Here is a 17276-nt window from a genome sequence, read left to right as displayed (position 1 = left end):
CGTTTTCTGTATGGAATACGCCATCCCCTCTGATAGATGCCTTGTTTGCCTAAAGCGGTTAACCCCGCCTGCGACAAACGTCATACAGGACGGTCAGTCACGCTTACGCGGCATCATCCGTAACAGCGTATTGTCTTTCCAGAAATAGTGATGCATCAAAGCAGCGATGGCATGAAGTCCAATAACAAAATAGCCCAGATTCGCCAGCGTGACGTGCCAGGATTTCAGCATATCTACGCGTTCAAAGTTAGCTTCGGCGGCATGGGGCATAGTAATGCCAAATGCGACCCAAGGATTGCCGCGGTTATACATCATGACCAGACCAATAACAGGCAGCACGATAAATAACAGGTAAATCACCAGATGTCCTAAATGCGCCATTCCGGTCATCATCGGTTTTGGACGAGGAACAATGGGCGGCGTGGGATATTTCAGCCGAATAAACAAGCGTGCCACCATTAAAAGCAAAATAGTGATACCACATGAAACGTGCGTCATATTAAACCAGGGCCGATAACTACGCGGCGCAAAACCGCGTAGCTCCATCGCGGCGTAAGCCACAATAACCAGAAAAAAGACTAACCAGTGAATACCAATTTGCAGGCCGGAATACTTATTGCCCATAGCGCGTCCTGAATGAAAACCGTAAAGCGACAACATAACCAGCTTTTATAAATAATTCATCAAATTTATGAGATGGTGGTCGCACTTGCCCGTTCACCCTCGCAAACGGGCGATTTTTAGCGTAAAGCTCTCTGTTCTAACGCACTGCGCAGCGTAGTATCTGCCTGCAATACCTGCCATGCGTTTTCAATATCACGTGGGATATCAACGTGAATGATAAAATCTTTACCACGCGGTCCATACCCTGTTTCATCGTCACGCAAACGTGGCAGCTCGCCGGCAATCAGAGACAGATAACGCTCCACCGTCCAGATGCCCTCTTCAACATTGGCAAAACGTGTACCGTCATTAAGGTGGCGCAGTACCGGAACAAAGCCAGGAAAACTCAGCCAGCGTGGCGCATCGGTGTCGTCGTTTGTCACGCGCCGAAACGCCGCGATTGTGCGCCGCTGCATGGTGGGGTCTTGCACAACGATAGCCGTGTTAATGTTTTCTTTCGCCTGACGGATCAGTGCGCAGGAGAAACGGGCATTTTCGCCGCAATTAGTTGACCGATCTTCCAGCCAAATTTTCTCAGCCGGAATATGCCAGAACTGGTTCGCGATATCCGCGAGGATAGCGGCTTCAGCGCGTCCGCTTGTGCGAATAGTGTGGTAGCGCGGATGCCGGGCAATCACGGCGTACAAAAACGGCGTCGAATGGCCTATACCGCCGCTAATCAGTAAAGGAACGCCTTGCGCTTTGGCGATGCGACAGGCCGCGTCGATAGTGGGGATCACCGCATTGCCCGCCAGGACGACGCAATCCGACGAATAAGGTTGTTCGCCGGAAAAATCATTTTGCGCCAGCCACTGTCCGACGGTATTCACCGCCAGCAATGTTTCCGCAGAGAGCGCCGGAAATGGCGTTGTATTCATAATTCCTCCTTTTTGTTCCGAACTTGTACCGGATCTCTTTGAAAGACGTCGTCGCCTGGCTTTTTAGGCCGTAATCTGATCCATGGCCTGTAAAATACGCTTATCGGAAATAGGATAAGGCGTACCGAGCTGTTGCGCGAAATAACTGACACGCAGTTCTTCAATCATCCAACGGATCTCTTTAACATCATCATCTTCGCGACGCGCTGGAGGCAATTTATTTATCCATTGTTGCCACGCCTGCTGGACGCTTTCGACTTTCAGCATTTGCGCCCGATCGCGGTGCGGATCGACAGCCAGTTTCTCCAGCCGCTTTTCAATTGCCTGCAGATAACGCAGCGTATCGCCGAGACGTTTAAAGCCGTTGCCAGTCACAAAACCACGGTATACCAGACCGCTCATCTGCGCCTTGATATCGGAAAGCCCCAACGCCATGCTCATATCCACCCGCCCTTTCAGACGCTTATTGATATTGAATACGGTCGTCAGGATCCGCTCAACCTGCTTCGCGATATCCACCACAGTATCATTCAGCTCGGCGCGTACCTTTTCGTGCAGCGCGGTGAAACCTGCTTCGCTCCACACCGGTCCGCCGTTGGCATCTATCAGTTTATCTACCCCGCAGGCAATACAGTCATCAATCAACTCCAGTACTTTGCCGTACGGGTTAAAGTACAGCCCCAGCTTGGCTTTATTCGGCAATTTCTCATGCAGATACTTAATCGGTGAAGGAATGTTGAGCAACAGCAGACGGCGTAAACCGCACCACATCGCCTGTTGTTGTTCCAGCGGATTATCAAACAATTTGATAGCGACGCTGTCACGCTCATCCACTAACGCCGGCCACGCCTTCACTTTATAATTACCGCGTTTCTGTTCGTAGCTTTCCGGCAGCTCGCCGAAACTCCAGATATGCAGCCCGCTCTGCTCGATGCCGTCATCCGCCACCGCCGAGAGCGTCTCCTGCACTTTGCCTTTCAGCGCATTTTTAAGCTCGGCGAGCGAACGCCCTTCCTGCAGTTTCTTGTTTTTGTCATTCACCACGCGAAACGTGATTTTCAGATGCTCGGGCACCTGATCCCAATGCCAGTCTTCCCGGTCGACCGTGACGCCGGTCATCCGGCGCAGTTCACGCTCCAGAGCGTCCAGCAGCGGCAGCTCCAGCGGCGTTACGCGACCTAAAAACGCTTCAGCATAGTTTGGCGCCGGAACAAAGTTGCGACGTACCGGTTTTGGCAACGATTTAATCAGCGCAATAACTAATTCACGGCGCAGCCCTGGGATCTGCCATTCAAAACCGCTCTCGTCAACCTGGTTAAGTAGCGGCAACGGAATATGGACGGTCACGCCGTCAGCATCCGCGCCCGGTTCAAACTGATAGCTCAAACGCAGCTTGAGATTGCCCTGGTGCCAGAAGTTCGGGTAATCCAGTTTGCTGATTTTTTCCGCGCCTTCTTTAATCAGCATACTTTTTTCAAAGTTGAGCAGATCCGGCGTCTCGCGGCTGATTTTTTTCCACCAACTATCAAAGTGGCGGGCGGAAATAACGTCATGGCTAATACGCTGGTCATAAAACTCAAACAGGGTATCGTCATCCACCAGGATATCGCGGCGGCGAGATTTGTGCTCAAGTTCCTCGACTTCCGCACGCAATTTTAGATTCTCACGGAAGAAGGCATGACGGGTTTGCCAGTCCCCCTCCACCAGCGCATGGCGGATGAACAACTCGCGACACAACGCCGGGTCAATCTGGCTGTAATTCACCTTGCGCGCGGCGACAATCGGCAGACCGTAGACAGTAACCTTTTCCGTCGCCATCACCGCGCCTTGCGCCCGCTCCCAGTGCGGTTCGCTATATGAACGTTTAATCAGGTGCTGGGCTACCGGTTCCACCCATTCTGGCTCAATGCGGGCAGCGATGCGCCCCCACAAACGGCTGGTCTCCACCAGTTCTGCGACCATTGTCCATTTCGGCGGTTTTTTGAATAAACCGGAACCGGGGAAAATAGAGAATCGGGCGTTACGCGCGCCGGTGTACTCTTGTTTATCGGCATCTTTCATCCCGATATGCGACAACAGCCCCGTTAACAACGCAACGTGAATTTCCCGGTATTCTGCGGGTTCGCTGTTTACCGGAATCCCCAGTTCTTTTACCACCTGACGCAGTTGGGTATAGATATCCTGCCACTCACGCACGCGTAAATAGTTCAGATAGTCGGTGCGACACAGACGGCGGAATTGATTCGACGACAGGGCCTTTTGTTGCTCGCCGAGGTAATTCCACAGGTTAACAAACGCCAGAAAATCGGACTCCTTATCATGGAAGCGCCGGTGTTTCTCATCGGAAGCCTGCTGCTTGTCCACTGGGCGCTCGCGCGGATCCTGAATAGAGAGTGCGGAAGTAATGATCATCGCTTCGCGCACACAGCCATGCTTTTGCGCTTCCAGAACCATACGCGCCAGGCGCGGGTCGACCGGCAGCTGAGATAATTGTCGGCCTAGCGGCGTCAGCTTATATGCCGTTTGCTGTTCGTCGGCGGTAATCGCCCCCAGCTCTTCCAACAAACGCACGCCATCCTGAATATTGCGCTTATCCGGCGCTTCAACAAACGGGAAGGCAGCGATGTCACCCAGCCCCAGGGCGGTCATCTGCAAAATAACCGACGCCAGGTTGGTACGTAGAATTTCCGGGTCGGTAAATTCCGGACGTGACAAAAAGTCATCTTCCGAATACAGACGAATGCAGATCCCTTCCGATACGCGTCCGCAACGCCCTTTACGCTGGTTGGCGGAAGCCTGTGAGATCGGTTCAATCGGCAGGCGCTGCACTTTAGTGCGGTAGCTGTAGCGGCTGATGCGCGCAGTGCCAGGATCGATCACATACTTGATACCCGGCACCGTCAGCGAGGTTTCCGCCACGTTAGTCGCCAGCACGATACGGCGTCCGCTGTGCGACTGGAAAACGCGGTTCTGTTCGCTGTTCGACAAGCGTGCATACAGCGGCAACACTTCGGTATGCCGTAAGTTCAGCTTGTTCAGGGCGTCGGCGGTATCGCGGATTTCCCGCTCTCCGCTCATAAAAATCAGAATATCGCCGGGACTTTCACGCCCCAGTTCATCAACAGCGTCGAAAATTGCCTGTAGCTGATCGCGTTCAGTGTCGTCAGCCTCTTCCACGATGGGGCGATAACGAACTTCTACGGGATACGTTCGGCCAGAGACTTCGATAATCGGCGCGTTATTAAAGTGGCGCGAGAAGCGTTCCGGGTCGATGGTCGCAGAGGTAATAATCACTTTCAGATCGGGGCGACGCGGCAGAAGCTCTTTCAAATAGCCGAGCAAGAAGTCAATATTCAGACTGCGTTCATGCGCTTCATCAATAATGATGGTGTCATACTGCATCAATAGCCTGTCCTGCTGGATTTCCGCCAGCAGGATACCGTCCGTCATCAGTTTGACCATGGTGTTGCTACTGACATGATCGCTGAAACGAACTTTATAGCCGATGCAGCCGCCAGGCTCCGTTTGCAACTCTTCGGCAATGCGGTTAGCAACGGTGCGCGCCGCCAGGCGACGCGGCTGAGTATGTCCAATAAGTCCTTTAATTCCGCGTCCCAGTTCCATACAAATTTTCGGCAACTGGGTGGTTTTACCGGAACCGGTTTCCCCTGCCACGATCACCACCTGATGATCGCGGATCGCTTCCAGAATGTCCTGTTTTTTCTGGCTAACAGGTAAATTTTGCGGATAAGTGATTGAGGGGCGCGCCGCTTCGCGTAGAGCGACCTGCGCCGCAGCCTGTTCAATTTCTTTCGCCATCGTCTGGAAAATAGCCTGTTGCGCATCAGGATTTTTTACTTTCTTTACGCCATGCAGGCGGCGAGCAAAGCGCTGTTTGTCGCGCAGCATCAGTGCATCCAGCCGCTGCTGTAACACCTGAAGCGTCAACGTAGATTGTTCAGTCATAAAGCTCTTGGGCAGCATTCTGCCTGTTTAAAATCGTTTTAAATGATAGGTATAGAGTACCACATTGGGGCTTTTTTTGTGTTGTTCAATAATTTCGAACAAAGGGTTCGATATATTGCGCTATCCCTGCGACATATTTGTGAATAAAGTGTCAACAAGCAACGGGGCACGCCCCTTCAAACACATAAAAGGAAACACCCATGAGCAAGGTATTAGTTCTTAAATCCAGTATTCTGGCAGGGTACTCTCAGTCTGGTCAGTTGACTGACTATTTTATTGAACAATGGCGCGAAAAACACGTCGCAGATGAAATTACTGTCCGCGATCTGGCGGCCAACCCTGTTCCGGTGCTGGATGGCGAGCTGGTGGGCGCGATGCGTCCGGGCGATGCGCCTTTAACGCCACGTCAACAGGACGCTCTGGCGCTGTCTGATGAACTCATTGCTGAACTGAAAGCCCACGACGTCATCGTTATTGCGGCACCGATGTACAATTTCAATATCCCGACGCAGCTGAAAAACTACTTTGATCTGATTGCCCGCGCCGGTATCACTTTCCGCTATACCGAAAAAGGCCCGGAAGGTCTGGTAACCGGTAAACGCGCGGTGGTTCTCTCCAGTCGCGGCGGTATCCATAAAGACACCCCGACGGATTTGATTGCGCCTTACCTGAAAGTGTTCCTTGGTTTTATCGGTATTACCGACGTGAATTTTGTCTTTGCCGAAGGCATCGCCTACGGGCCGGAAGTGGCGGCTAAAGCTCAGGCCGATGCAAAAGCTGCGATTGACAGCGTAGTGGCCGCTTAAATATTTTTGCCTCCCGTTTCGACGGGAGGTGACTTCTTCGGTTCGTAGCGCAAATATCCTACCACGCCGCTACTGCCGCCATCGCTGGGATGCGTTACCCCATCATTGACTTCAACGCAGGCGAAATCAAAAGGCGACACATTTTCGATGCACGCCACATTGACCCCATATTGATCGGGATTGGATCGACGTTGATGAAAAGTATATATCCCGCATACCGAACAGAAAAAATGCACCGCCTTGCCCGTATTGAAGCGATATTCGGTAAGCTTATCCTGCCCTTTTAGCACTTTAATACCCGATAGCGGCGCAGACACTGCCACCGCTCCGCGCATCCGGCAAAACGAACAGTTGCAGCGCCTGGCGGTATGAAAGCCATCGCTAAGTTGAACGGTAAACACGACGCTGCCACAATGGCAGGCAGCAGATAACTTTTCAGACGTCATACCTGGTTACTCTCGCGAATAGTGATACCAGCCAACAGTATAGAAATAGCCTTCCGGTTCGCCTAATATAAATACGACCTTCATATTCAGAAATTACCAATATAAAAATGCATTTTGCGGTAAAAAAATTGTCGGGAAGCGGTTATTTACGCATCCATTTGCCATTAATTCCCTGGACATATTCTCCCGGCCTGGCACGCTCAACCAGTTTTTGCCCTGCCATCTTCGCCACCTCGTCCACGGGAAGATGATTGCTATCCGCTAACTGCTGATAACTGGCGCGGCGGGCATGATTGATATCAAGCACCAGCTTCTGGGTTTCGGCATCATTCTTTAAGGCCACCAGATAGCCATTCAGCGTTTCCCCGACCCGGCCCTGCGTGCGCGCTTCGTCCAGGGTTAAGGCCCACACAGAAGGTGTGAGCAAGCTCAGCGTCAGCACCCATAGTATTAAATACTTTTTCATTATGGCCTCAGAATAGATCGCTGCGTGATTTCAGGAGTTCTTCAACGTCTTTATCGACTTTGATATGTATTTCATGCTCGATCTTTACATTCATGTTGATGGTAATCGGCTGTTCCGGCGCGGCGACTTCAATACGTGGCGTGCAGCCCACCACGATAAATGACGCAAGCGCTGACAGCATGGCAATACTCATTTTCATTATTTATCCTCACAGTCCTTGTCTTTCCGGCAAGGAGGTTGCGGCAACGCTGTATTTTGTTCAAGCCATGCCTGTAAATTGTCGCCAAAACGCAAACTGCGCCACAGCGTAAACACATTTTCTTCATGGGTATAGTTCAAGTTAACGATCGCGGTTTTACCATCTACCCGGCTTTTGCCGGTAATGGCCGCCTGCATCGTTAGTACGCCCAGGTTATCAACGTTAATTTTCGTCCACGAATGCGTAATCTCCATATAACGTAGCCAGTTGATCGCCGAGCCTGCCGTGACATTATCCTTCACCACCGCATCCGCAGTATCTTTATCGATGCGCAACGTCATTGGCCCGGGATTCGTAAGCCAGCCATCTTTGATTATCCATTTTTCATTGTTCAGCCACAGCGGCAGCGCGCCGCTAACCGGACCAGACATGGCGAATTGCTTTGGATTTATGGCGCTAATCAATTCGCTGGATGAAATATTTTGCACCCGCAAAAGCGCCGGGTCGTGCTGCGGCATTCGCAACTGTTTCATAATGATTTGACCGCCCAGCACGTCTACGCTGACATCGCTTAGCAGTAATGGATTCGACTCGCTCCAGGGATAACCGCCCTGTAAATCAGCGGTGATATTTTTCGCCGTGACCTGGTTGACTATCCCGGCAATACGCAGCGAGACGGGCCCGCGCGTCCCCAATTGCCACGCGCCGTTGTGGAAGCGAAATGGCAGAATGAAATCGACGCCGTTGATTTTGTTATCCGGCATCCAGGCGCTACCGCCTTTTAACACGCCGTGTCCACCAGCTTCAAACCCCTGCCCCTGTGCGGCGGAAAAAGCCACCTGCGCATACAGTGAGCCTTCGCGCAGCGTCATTTTCCAGTTTGGTGGAAGCAACGGCTGGAAAACGATAAGCGACTGCTTCGGCCACCAGGCCTGTCCGCGAAGGCGTTCGCCATCCCAGCGCCCATTCAGCCGTACCGGTCCTATCGCCCCCGCCCGAAGGTCGCCTTTAAACTGGAACAGGGTTGGCTCGCGCCCTTCAACGCTAAAATTAATGGTAGAAGGCGGCAGCACGCTCCCGCTGGTAAATACGGTTTTTCCCGCCTCCAGAGACAGCGCGCCCTGTAGCGACGGCGTTGTGGCGTCGCGAACCCAGACAATGGGTTTATTCAGCACCAGTCTTGGCGATGTGACAGTCATTGCGCCATAGTGCAACTGATCAAAACCGGTGGACAAACTGGTCAACCTGATGGTGTTATCATGCCATTCGCCATGTCCGGCAATATCCCAGCGGGCGCGCATTGGCGTAAAGCTTCCTTGCCCCCAATAGCGCCACCGCCAGCGACCAGCATCAGGGAGAAAATCATTCGCCAGGCCATCAAGATGAAGAACGAAATCGCCCATCTCATTTTCATGCGCCCGTAAAATAGCCTGTAATCGACCATCAACGCCGCGCGGCGTCACCTTAACGCCCGCCAGCGGCCAACGAATTTCATCAATATCTAACGCATCAATCACCCGTCCGCGCGAGCGTAGCAATGCGCCAGGTGCAAAGGTGAGCTGCGGATCGGCCAGACTGCCGCGGAACATAGCGGGCAATACGGCATAAAAGATTAAATCCTTCTGTTTAGCCTCGCCGGTAAGCTGTAGAGGCATCTCACTGCTGTCCATGCTGAGTTTTCCCGGGCCGATAGTCAGTACAGCGTTCGCTTTACCGGCATCGCCCTGGGTCAGAATATTCAGGCGTCCGCTGACTCGCGCATTATCCGGCCCGGCTTGCCAGTTATCGATATTAAAAGCCAGACGTCCGCTCAAGGGGAATCCCTGATATGGCCAGTTCCAGCGGCCATCGCTGATGGTAAGCCGCTGACGCGTTACCGCCCAGGGGAGATCGAGAATCGGGTCAGGATTACCTCGCGCCATCACGATGAGCTGTCCGGCGTTATCACGCCACTCCAGTTCCGCATCCACCAGCGACGGTTCCTGCGGCAGACGCAAGGTCGCTGCCGCATGACCGCTGACCGGCAGGCCATCCGGTACCAGCGGCAACATAAACTCCCCCGCCAGGCTAACGGGAGGCTGGTTGGCCAGCGCGGCGATCTCCAGTTGGCTCACCGTCAATGCCTGACCGCGTAACTGCCCTTGAAATTTTACTTTTTCGCCCTGATAACGTATCTGCTGAATGAGCGGCGTCATGGAGATCGCCAGCTTGCCCTGCCATTCCGGCCAGGGCGCGAGAATGACATTATCAATGTTAATCCAGGTATTGGGCAGCATTGACTGCCACTGCGCCAGCGTACGCGGCGCGGCGGGAGAAGCTTCCGAAGCGGGCAGTTTCGCCAGGCACGCGGCATCCAGTTTAAGGCTTTTAATATTCAGCAACCAACGGCTGGGATGCGTCAGTTCCGCCTGGGTAATATGCGCTAACGAACAATCATTGACCAGATAGCGAAGATCGGGAATCACTAACCCATGACGTGTCAAGCGTGGACTTTGTTCCAGAGCGATACGGGTACCGACGGGTAGCCAAATTCCCGCCAGAGTGGGAACCCACAGCCCGAGGGTCATCAGTAGCGTCAGAGGGACAAGAATCAGCAGTAACAGTAGCGCAAGGGCGGCTTTATATTTACCCTTCATGGGCCATTAATTTCCTGATTTAACGAAAAATTCAGTCGGCTATCTCTTTATTTTGGCATGATTGCCCGTACATAGCCTAATAGTTCATGTTGCAAGCGGGTGATGCGTTATGCATGTTGCAGGGGCGCCCTCCGGCTATTTGAGGCGTTGTGGAGAATGATAACCTAAAATTATTCATTATATGTATGACTATCAATTATTTTTGATTTTTTGTAAGATAATTTTAAGTATATTTGTGTGATTCTAACATCACTGGAGAAGGTCATATGAAACTCGCCGTCTATAGTACCAAACAGTATGACAAGAAATATCTACAGCAAGTGAACGAAGCGTTCGGTTTTGAACTGGAGTTTTTTGATTTTCTGCTGACCGAGAAAACGGCGAAAACCGCCAATGGATGTGAGGCAGTTTGTATCTTCGTGAATGACGACGGGAGCCGACCGGTACTGGAAGAGCTGAAAAAACACGGCGTGAAATACATCGCGCTGCGTTGCGCCGGATTTAATAATGTCGACCTGGATGCCGCTAAAGAGCTCGGTTTGCAGGTGGTCCGCGTGCCGGCTTATTCTCCGGAAGCCGTCGCTGAACATGCGATTGGCATGATGATGACATTGAACCGCCGTATTCACCGCGCTTATCAACGCACCCGCGACGCTAACTTTTCCCTTGAGGGACTGACCGGCTTTACCATGCACGGAAAAACCGCTGGCGTCATTGGTACCGGTAAAATCGGCGTCGCCGCGCTGCGTATCCTGAAAGGCTTCGGAATGCGTTTACTGGCGTTTGATCCCTATCCCAGCACCGCCGCGCTTGACCTCGGCGTCGAGTATGTGGATCTGCAAACGTTGTTTGCCGAATCGGATGTCATTTCCCTGCACTGCCCGCTCACGCCGGAAAACTACCATTTACTGAACCATGCGGCATTCGACCAAATGAAAAATGGCGTTATGGTCATTAATACCAGTCGTGGCGCGCTGATTGATTCCCAGGCGGCTATCGAAGCTCTGAAGAATCAGAAAATCGGCTCGCTGGGGATGGATGTGTATGAAAACGAACGCGACCTGTTCTTTGAAGATAAGTCAAACGATGTTATCCAGGATGATGTTTTCCGCCGTCTGTCGGCCTGCCATAACGTACTGTTTACGGGGCACCAGGCATTCCTGACCGCAGAAGCGCTGATCAGCATCTCTGAAACCACGCTACAAAACTTAAGCCAGCTTGAGAAGGGCGAAGCCTGCCCGAACGCGCTGTTCTAATCCTGTCGCTCCCCTGCGCTCAGGGGAGCATTTTCGGATAACCCCTGAAGATCTATCCGGTCATATTATTACTATAGTCAGTGTTAACTATCAGATTACAGAGAATATCAATGAAGAAAATCGTCACGCTGGTCGCCCTGAGCATCATAATCACAGGGTGCGTGAGCAGTGGAAAAGTGTCCGTCAAACGCGAGCAACTGGAGCACCACCGCTTTGTTCTGGAAAGCGTAAACGGTAAAACGGTCACCGGCCCGGAGCTCAGCTTTGGCGAGGACATGACGGTATCTGGCAAAATGTGCAATCAATTCACCGGCGAAGGAAAACTGTCGGACGGCGAATTAAAAGTGAAAAATTTAGCGATGACCCGAATGATGTGCGCCGATCCGCAGCTTAATGCGCTGGACGGTACCCTCAGCGAGCTCTTCAGCAAAGGCGCACAGGTCGATTTAACCGCGAACCAATTAACGCTGGCGACGGCAGAAACAACGCTAATGTATAAACTGGCAGATTTAGCGCACTAAGCCATTAAGTGAAAAGTTATACGCGTCAGGCGAAACGCCGCGCTTAATAACTCCCGCAGCTTCCGGCGGCAAGCGACTGTTCGCTACAACGTTTGCCGTTGGGGAGCGCGCACATACCAATTACTGAACCATCAAGCTGCCGGGCCGCTGAAAGCGAACCGCCAATCATAGCGCAATTCGCTTCGCCGGCGCTGGACATCGCCGCTTTCATCCCTGGCGAAACATGCGCCGCGGTTGCCTGCTGAACAGGTTCGCTACTGCAAGCCGACAATAATAACGCGGCACATCCCACCCAAAACGCTGCGCGCATTTCTCTCCCCTCTGTTTATTCATCCAAACGACACCGCCCTAAATAATAGGCAGCAGAAACTGACGCGTCGAGAGGCAAAGCGCGCATTTATGCGCTTCATTAACATTTATTGGCAATTTTTTACGTCTTTTCGGCAAGAAATCGCCATTCTCCTCCCGCCAGGGACACAAAAGCGAAAATGGGGCTTGAAGGGCTTTGCTAAAATAAAAGGATAACTACAGGATGCGCTCACGATTATGCGTGTCCCTCTTTTTTGCGCAATGTAAGGGTGTCATATGCAAACAATTGACGGTAATGGCGCGGTAGCGTCGGTGGCGTTCCGTACCAGCGAGGTTATCGCCATTTACCCGATTACGCCCAGTTCAACAATGGCTGAACAAGCGGATGCCTGGGCCGGTAATGGGCTTAAAAATGTCTGGGGCGATACGCCGCGTGTGGTAGAGATGCAGTCGGAAGGCGGCGCGATCGCCGCCGTTCACGGTGCGTTACAAACCGGTTCGCTTTCCACGTCATTTACATCATCGCAGGGGCTGCTGCTGATGATTCCAACGCTGTATAAACTGGCGGGGCAGCTCACGCCGTTTGTACTGCACGTTGCCGCGCGCACCGTCGCCACACACGCGCTTTCTATTTTTGGCGACCATTCCGATGTGATGGCGGTCCGCCAGACAGGCTGCGCGATGTTATGCGCCGCCAGCGTTCAGGAAGCGCAGGATTTTGCGCTGATCGCGCACAGGGCTACGCTGAAAAGCCGCGTTCCGTTTATTCATTTTTTTGATGGCTTCCGTACATCGCATGAAATCAACAAAATTATACCGCTAACGGATGAAACCATTCTGAACCTGATGCCGCAGGCGGAGATCGACGCTCACCGCGCCCGCGCGCTGAATCCGGAACATCCGGTGATTCGTGGAACTTCAGCGAATCCGGACACCTACTTCCAGTCTCGCGAAGCGACCAACCCGTGGTACAACGCCGTTTATGATCATGTTGAAGAGGCGATGAAGGCATTTGGCGACGCTACGGGCCGTCAGTACCAGCCATTTGAATATTATGGCCATCCCCAGGCTGAACGCGTCATCATTATGATGGGCTCCGCCCTCGGCACCTGCGAAGAGGTCGTGGACGAGCTACTGATACGCGGAGAAAAGGTCGGCGTTCTGAAAGTCCGTCTGTTCCGCCCCTTCTCCGCCAAACATTTGTTACAGGCATTACCGGAAACCGTTCGCGCTATCGCCGTGCTGGATCGCACCAAAGAGCCTGGCGCGCAGGCCGAGCCGCTTTATCTGGACGTGATGACCGCACTGGCGGAAGCCTTTAATAATGGCGAGCGCGAAACGTTGCCGCGCACCATTGGCGGCCGTTATGGGCTATCATCCAAAGAGTTCGGCCCGGCGTGCGTACTGGCGGTCTTTAATGAACTCAGCCGCGCGAAACCCAAACCACGGTTTACAGTGGGCATTTATGATGACGTCACTAATCTCTCGCTGCCATTACCGGAAAATACCCTGCCCGGCAGCGCTAAACTTGAAGCGTTATTTTACGGTCTGGGAAGCGACGGCAGCGTATCCGCCACGAAAAATAATATTAAAATTATCGGTAATTCTACGCCGTGGTATGCGCAAGGTTATTTCGTTTATGACTCTAAAAAAGCTGGCGGGCTCACGGTATCGCACCTGCGCGTCAGCGAAAAACCCATTCGTTCCGCTTACTTAATTGCTCAGGCGGATTTTGTCGGCTGCCATCAATTACAGTTTATCGATAAATATCAGATGGCGGAGCGTCTGAAGCCCGGCGGTATCTTTCTGCTTAATACGCCGTACAGCGCCGACGAGGTCTGGTCGCGTCTGCCGCAAGAAGTTCAGGCGGTGTTGAATCAGAAAAAGGCGCGTTTTTACGTGGTTAACGCGGCGAAAATCGCCCGCGAATGTGGACTTGGCGCCCGCATCAATACCGTCATGCAAATGGCTTTCTTCCACCTGACGCATATTCTTCCGGGCGATAGCGCCCTGGTTGAGCTGCAGGGCGCGATTGCCAAAAGCTATAGCAGCAAAGGTCAGGATCTGGTTGAGCGTAACTGGCAGGCATTGGCTCTGGCGCAGGAATCGCTGGCGGAAGTGCCGTTGCAGGCGGTTAATCCGCACAGCGCGCATCGCCCGCCGGTTGTCTCCGACGCCGCGCCGGATTTCGTGAAAACCGTTACCGCCGCCATGTTGGCGGGCCTCGGCGACGCACTGCCTGTTTCCGCCCTGCCGCCGGACGGAACATGGCCAATGGGCACCACCCGCTGGGAAAAGCGCAATATCGCCGAAGAGATTCCTGTCTGGAAAGAGGAGCTGTGTACACAATGTAATCACTGCGTCGCCGCCTGCCCTCACTCGGCGATTCGTGCGAAAGTCGTTTCCCCGCAGGCGATGGAGAACGCGCCAGCCAGTCTGCATTCGCTGGACGTGAAGTCCCGCGATATGCGCGGCCAGAAATATGTGCTGCAGGTCGCGCCGGAAGACTGTACTGGCTGTAATTTATGCGTAGAGGTCTGCCCGGCTAAAGATCGGCAAAATCCACAGATCAAGGCGATTAACATGATGTCGCGCCTTGAGCATGTGGAAGAAGAGAAAGTGAATTATGACTTTTTCCTCGACTTACCGGAAATCGATCGCAGCAAACTGGAACGGATTGATATCCGCACGTCGCAGCTCATTACACCGCTGTTTGAATATTCCGGTGCCTGTTCCGGCTGCGGTGAAACGCCGTATATTAAACTGCTGACTCAGTTATATGGCGACAGAATGTTAATCGCTAACGCCACGGGGTGTTCCTCTATTTACGGCGGTAATTTGCCCTCAACGCCTTATACCACCGATGCCAACGGACGCGGCCCGGCATGGGCGAATTCGTTATTTGAAGATAACGCGGAATTTGGTCTCGGTTTCCGTCTGAGCGTGGATCAGCACCGGGCGCGCGTCATGCGTTTACTGGCGCAATTCGCCGATCGCATTCCGGCGGAATTAAACGATGCGCTGCATGCCGAAGCAACGCCTGACGTTCGGCGTGAGCAGGTCGCCGCATTACGCCAACATCTGAAATCGGTTGCGGGCGCAGAGGAACTGTTAAAGGATGCTGATGCGCTGGTAGAAAAATCAATCTGGCTGATTGGCGGCGATGGTTGGGCATACGACATCGGCTTTGGCGGTTTAGACCATGTGTTAAGCCTGACGGAGAATGTCAATATTCTGGTTCTGGATACGCAGTGTTACTCCAATACTGGCGGCCAGGCGTCAAAGGCGACGCCGCTTGGCGCCGTCACTAAGTTTGGCGAACATGGCAAGCGTAAAGCCCGTAAAGATCTTGGTGTCAGCATGATGATGTATGGTCATGTTTATGTCGCGCAAATCTCGCTGGGCGCGCAGTTAAACCAGACGGTGAAAGCCATCCAGGAGGCCGAAGCCTGGCCAGGACCGTCGCTGATCATTGCCTATAGCCCCTGTGAAGAACATGGCTACGATCTGGCGCTAAGCCATGACCAGATGCGCCAGTTAACGGCGACCGGTTTCTGGCCGTTATACCGCTTTGATCCCCGCCGTGCGGATGAAGGCAAACCGCCGCTGGCTCTGGACTCTCGGCCACCGTCAGATGCGCTTGCGGAAACGTTGCTTAATGAACAGCGTTTCCGTCGCCTGAATGCGCAACAGCCTGAAGTAGCTGAACAATTATGGCGAGATGCCGCATTGGATTTGCAAAAACGCTATGATTTTCTTGCCTTGCTGGCAGGAAAAGCGGAAAAACCCGGCGCAGATTAAAAAATATTCTAAGGATTAACCTGGAAACAAAAAAAGCCCGAACATCCGTTCGGGCTTGTCAATTTATACGCTGGAAAGCAAAGGTTAACGCAATGGCCCAGCGACAAAATGAATATGTGACAATAAAGGCATATAACAGGCGTAGAATATCGTAACCGAATGATATTGTATAATTTTTATTTCGTATAATACCCCCAAAAGCATTCGTATAAATTATATCTATTTCACTGCGAATTATTTCATTAATTATTGAATTAAACGGTAACATCTCTTTTTAGGTCTTTCCTGACAAGGCAGAAATAACGTTTTAACGTCAACTCGCTGATTATTTACGTGGAATACGCGTAATATTACGTCGCCCTCCCCTGTAGGTAGTCCCCGCAGAGTATCGTGGAGCAGCACCTAAAATGTGACGTATGTCATTGTACATAAAGTGCCTTTAGGGAGTAGAATTTCAGTGGATACTTAAACAGGAGGTTTTATGAACAGAACGATTCTTGTACCCATCGATATTTCAGATTCAGAATTAACTCAACGCGTGATTTCGCATGTTGAAGCTGAAGCAAAGATTGACGACGCTAAAGTGCACTTTTTGACTGTAATCCCGTCTTTGCCCTATTACGCTTCACTGGGACTGGCTTATTCAGCAGAGCTTCCCGCAATGGACGATTTGAAAGCCGAAGCCAAATCTCAACTGGAAGCGATTATCAAGAAATTCAACCTTCCTGCGGACCGCGTGCAGGCTCACGTTGCAGAAGGCTCTCCTAAAGATAAGATTCTGGAAATGGCAAAAAAATTACCGGCCGATATGGTGATTATCGCCTCGCATCGCCCGGATATTACTACCTATCTGTTGGGTTCCAACGCCGCAGCCGTTGTGCGTCATGCGGAATGCTCCGTACTGGTGGTACGCTAAATACCCGAGCCCGCATAAGAGAGTGCGGGCTCAAATCAATCATCATCGCCTAGTGACTGACACTTTTTGAAAACAGATTGATTACGATTACGCCGCAGATGATAAGCAACATGCCAATAATAGCCGGCATATCCAGTTTTTGGCCGAGAAATAACCATCCTATCAATCCAATAAGAACAATCCCTACCCCAGACCAAATGGCATAAATGATACCCGCAGGGATGGTTCGCATTGGGATGGTAAGGCACCAGAACGCGATACAATATCCGATGATGGTAACGAGGCTCGGTACCAGACGCGTAAAACTATCCGATAATTTTAATGAGATCGTGGCGATAACTTCTACCACGATGGCGATAAATAGAAAGATTACAGCTTCTTTAGTCATACATCTCTTCGTTCCGATATTTTTC

15 protein-coding genes are annotated in these 17276 nt (G+C 52.1%); 6 read left to right on the top strand and 9 right to left on the bottom strand.

The annotated features are described in order from the left end of the window. Window positions 1–93 precede the first annotated feature (93 nt). The 3 genes from cybB to hrpA form a co-directional block, all read right to left on the bottom strand. Window positions 94–624, bottom strand: a complete 531-nt coding sequence (gene cybB / locus ACLJPE_RS03115) for a cytochrome b561 (protein WP_000527275.1) — start codon at window positions 622–624, stop codon at window positions 94–96. Window positions 625–740: 116 nt separating this feature from the next. Then, on the bottom strand, window positions 741–1541 hold the full coding sequence (locus ACLJPE_RS03110) for a YdcF family protein (RefSeq protein ID WP_001098497.1): 801 nt from the start codon (window positions 1539–1541) through the stop codon (window positions 741–743). A gap of 63 nt (window positions 1542–1604) precedes the next feature. After that, window positions 1605–5507, bottom strand: a complete 3903-nt coding sequence (gene hrpA / locus ACLJPE_RS03105; protein WP_001550139.1) for an ATP-dependent RNA helicase HrpA — start codon at window positions 5505–5507, stop codon at window positions 1605–1607. Between the two features lie 200 nt (window positions 5508–5707). Between hrpA and azoR the strand changes: the two genes are divergently transcribed. Next, window positions 5708–6313, top strand: a complete 606-nt coding sequence (gene azoR, locus ACLJPE_RS03100) for an FMN-dependent NADH-azoreductase (protein WP_000048924.1) — start codon at window positions 5708–5710, stop codon at window positions 6311–6313. Here azoR and ACLJPE_RS03095 read toward each other — a convergent pair. The 4 genes from ACLJPE_RS03095 to ACLJPE_RS03080 all read right to left on the bottom strand — a co-directional run bounded on the left by ACLJPE_RS03095 (window position 6310) and on the right by ACLJPE_RS03080 (window position 10060). Next, window positions 6310–6759, bottom strand: coding sequence for a GFA family protein (locus tag ACLJPE_RS03095; RefSeq protein WP_001518898.1), 450 nt, complete (start codon window positions 6757–6759; stop codon window positions 6310–6312). The genes azoR and ACLJPE_RS03095 overlap by 4 nt on opposite strands. Window positions 6760–6901: 142 nt before the next feature. Continuing rightward, window positions 6902–7225 (bottom strand): YdbL family protein, encoded by a 324-nt coding sequence (locus ACLJPE_RS03090; protein WP_000760345.1) that lies wholly within the window; start codon window positions 7223–7225, stop codon window positions 6902–6904. A 7-nt stretch (window positions 7226–7232) separates the two neighbouring features. Then, entirely contained in the window at window positions 7233–7424 is a 192-nt protein-coding gene (locus tag ACLJPE_RS03085; RefSeq protein WP_000784063.1) for a YnbE family lipoprotein, read from the bottom strand. Beyond that, window positions 7424–10060 (bottom strand): YdbH family protein, encoded by a 2637-nt coding sequence (locus tag ACLJPE_RS03080; RefSeq protein ID WP_023233340.1) that lies wholly within the window; start codon window positions 10058–10060, stop codon window positions 7424–7426. The genes ACLJPE_RS03085 and ACLJPE_RS03080 overlap by 1 nt, the downstream gene beginning before the upstream one ends. 266 nt (window positions 10061–10326) lie before the next feature. Here ACLJPE_RS03080 and ldhA point away from each other — a divergent pair, with 266 nt between their 5' ends. Together ldhA and hslJ are read left to right on the top strand one after the other, a co-directional pair. Continuing rightward, entirely contained in the window at window positions 10327–11316 is a 990-nt protein-coding gene (gene ldhA / locus ACLJPE_RS03075) for a D-lactate dehydrogenase (RefSeq protein WP_000762206.1), read from the top strand. Window positions 11317–11426: 110 nt separating this feature from the next. Next, window positions 11427–11837 (top strand): heat shock protein HslJ, encoded by a 411-nt coding sequence (gene hslJ, locus ACLJPE_RS03070; protein ID WP_000725238.1) that lies wholly within the window; start codon window positions 11427–11429, stop codon window positions 11835–11837. Window positions 11838–11880: 43 nt separating this feature from the next. Here the strand turns inward: hslJ and ACLJPE_RS03065 are convergent, their stop codons facing one another. After that, window positions 11881–12147, bottom strand: a complete 267-nt coding sequence (locus tag ACLJPE_RS03065; protein WP_001200680.1) for a DUF333 domain-containing protein — start codon at window positions 12145–12147, stop codon at window positions 11881–11883. Here ACLJPE_RS03065 and ACLJPE_RS03060 point away from each other — a divergent pair. From ACLJPE_RS03060 to uspF, 3 genes are all read left to right on the top strand, one after another. Beyond that, a complete protein-coding gene (locus tag ACLJPE_RS03060) occupies window positions 12051–12362 on the top strand; it encodes a hypothetical protein (RefSeq protein WP_031601775.1) in 312 nt (103 codons plus the stop codon). The genes ACLJPE_RS03065 and ACLJPE_RS03060 overlap by 97 nt on opposite strands. A gap of 60 nt (window positions 12363–12422) precedes the next feature. Further along, entirely contained in the window at window positions 12423–15947 is a 3525-nt protein-coding gene (gene nifJ / locus ACLJPE_RS03055; RefSeq protein ID WP_001193251.1) for a pyruvate:ferredoxin (flavodoxin) oxidoreductase, read from the top strand. Between the two features lie 481 nt (window positions 15948–16428). Next, window positions 16429–16863 carry a universal stress protein UspF gene (uspF, locus tag ACLJPE_RS03050; RefSeq protein ID WP_001082296.1) on the top strand — a complete coding sequence of 145 codons (435 nt, stop codon included), beginning with the start codon at window positions 16429–16431 and terminating at the stop codon, window positions 16861–16863. Window positions 16864–16912: 49 nt separating this feature from the next. On the opposite strand, the gene ACLJPE_RS03045 is transcribed toward uspF, so the two are convergent. Then, on the bottom strand, window positions 16913–17251 hold the full coding sequence (locus ACLJPE_RS03045; RefSeq protein ID WP_000159240.1) for an SMR family transporter: 339 nt from the start codon (window positions 17249–17251) through the stop codon (window positions 16913–16915). Window positions 17252–17276: the final 25 nt, after the last annotated feature.

Origin of the sequence: Salmonella sp. SAL04196 (assembly GCF_046550835.1) — a bacterium.
Lineage (GTDB): Bacteria > Pseudomonadota > Gammaproteobacteria > Enterobacterales > Enterobacteriaceae > Salmonella > Salmonella enterica.
This window is presented reverse-complemented; position numbering and strand designations above follow the sequence as displayed.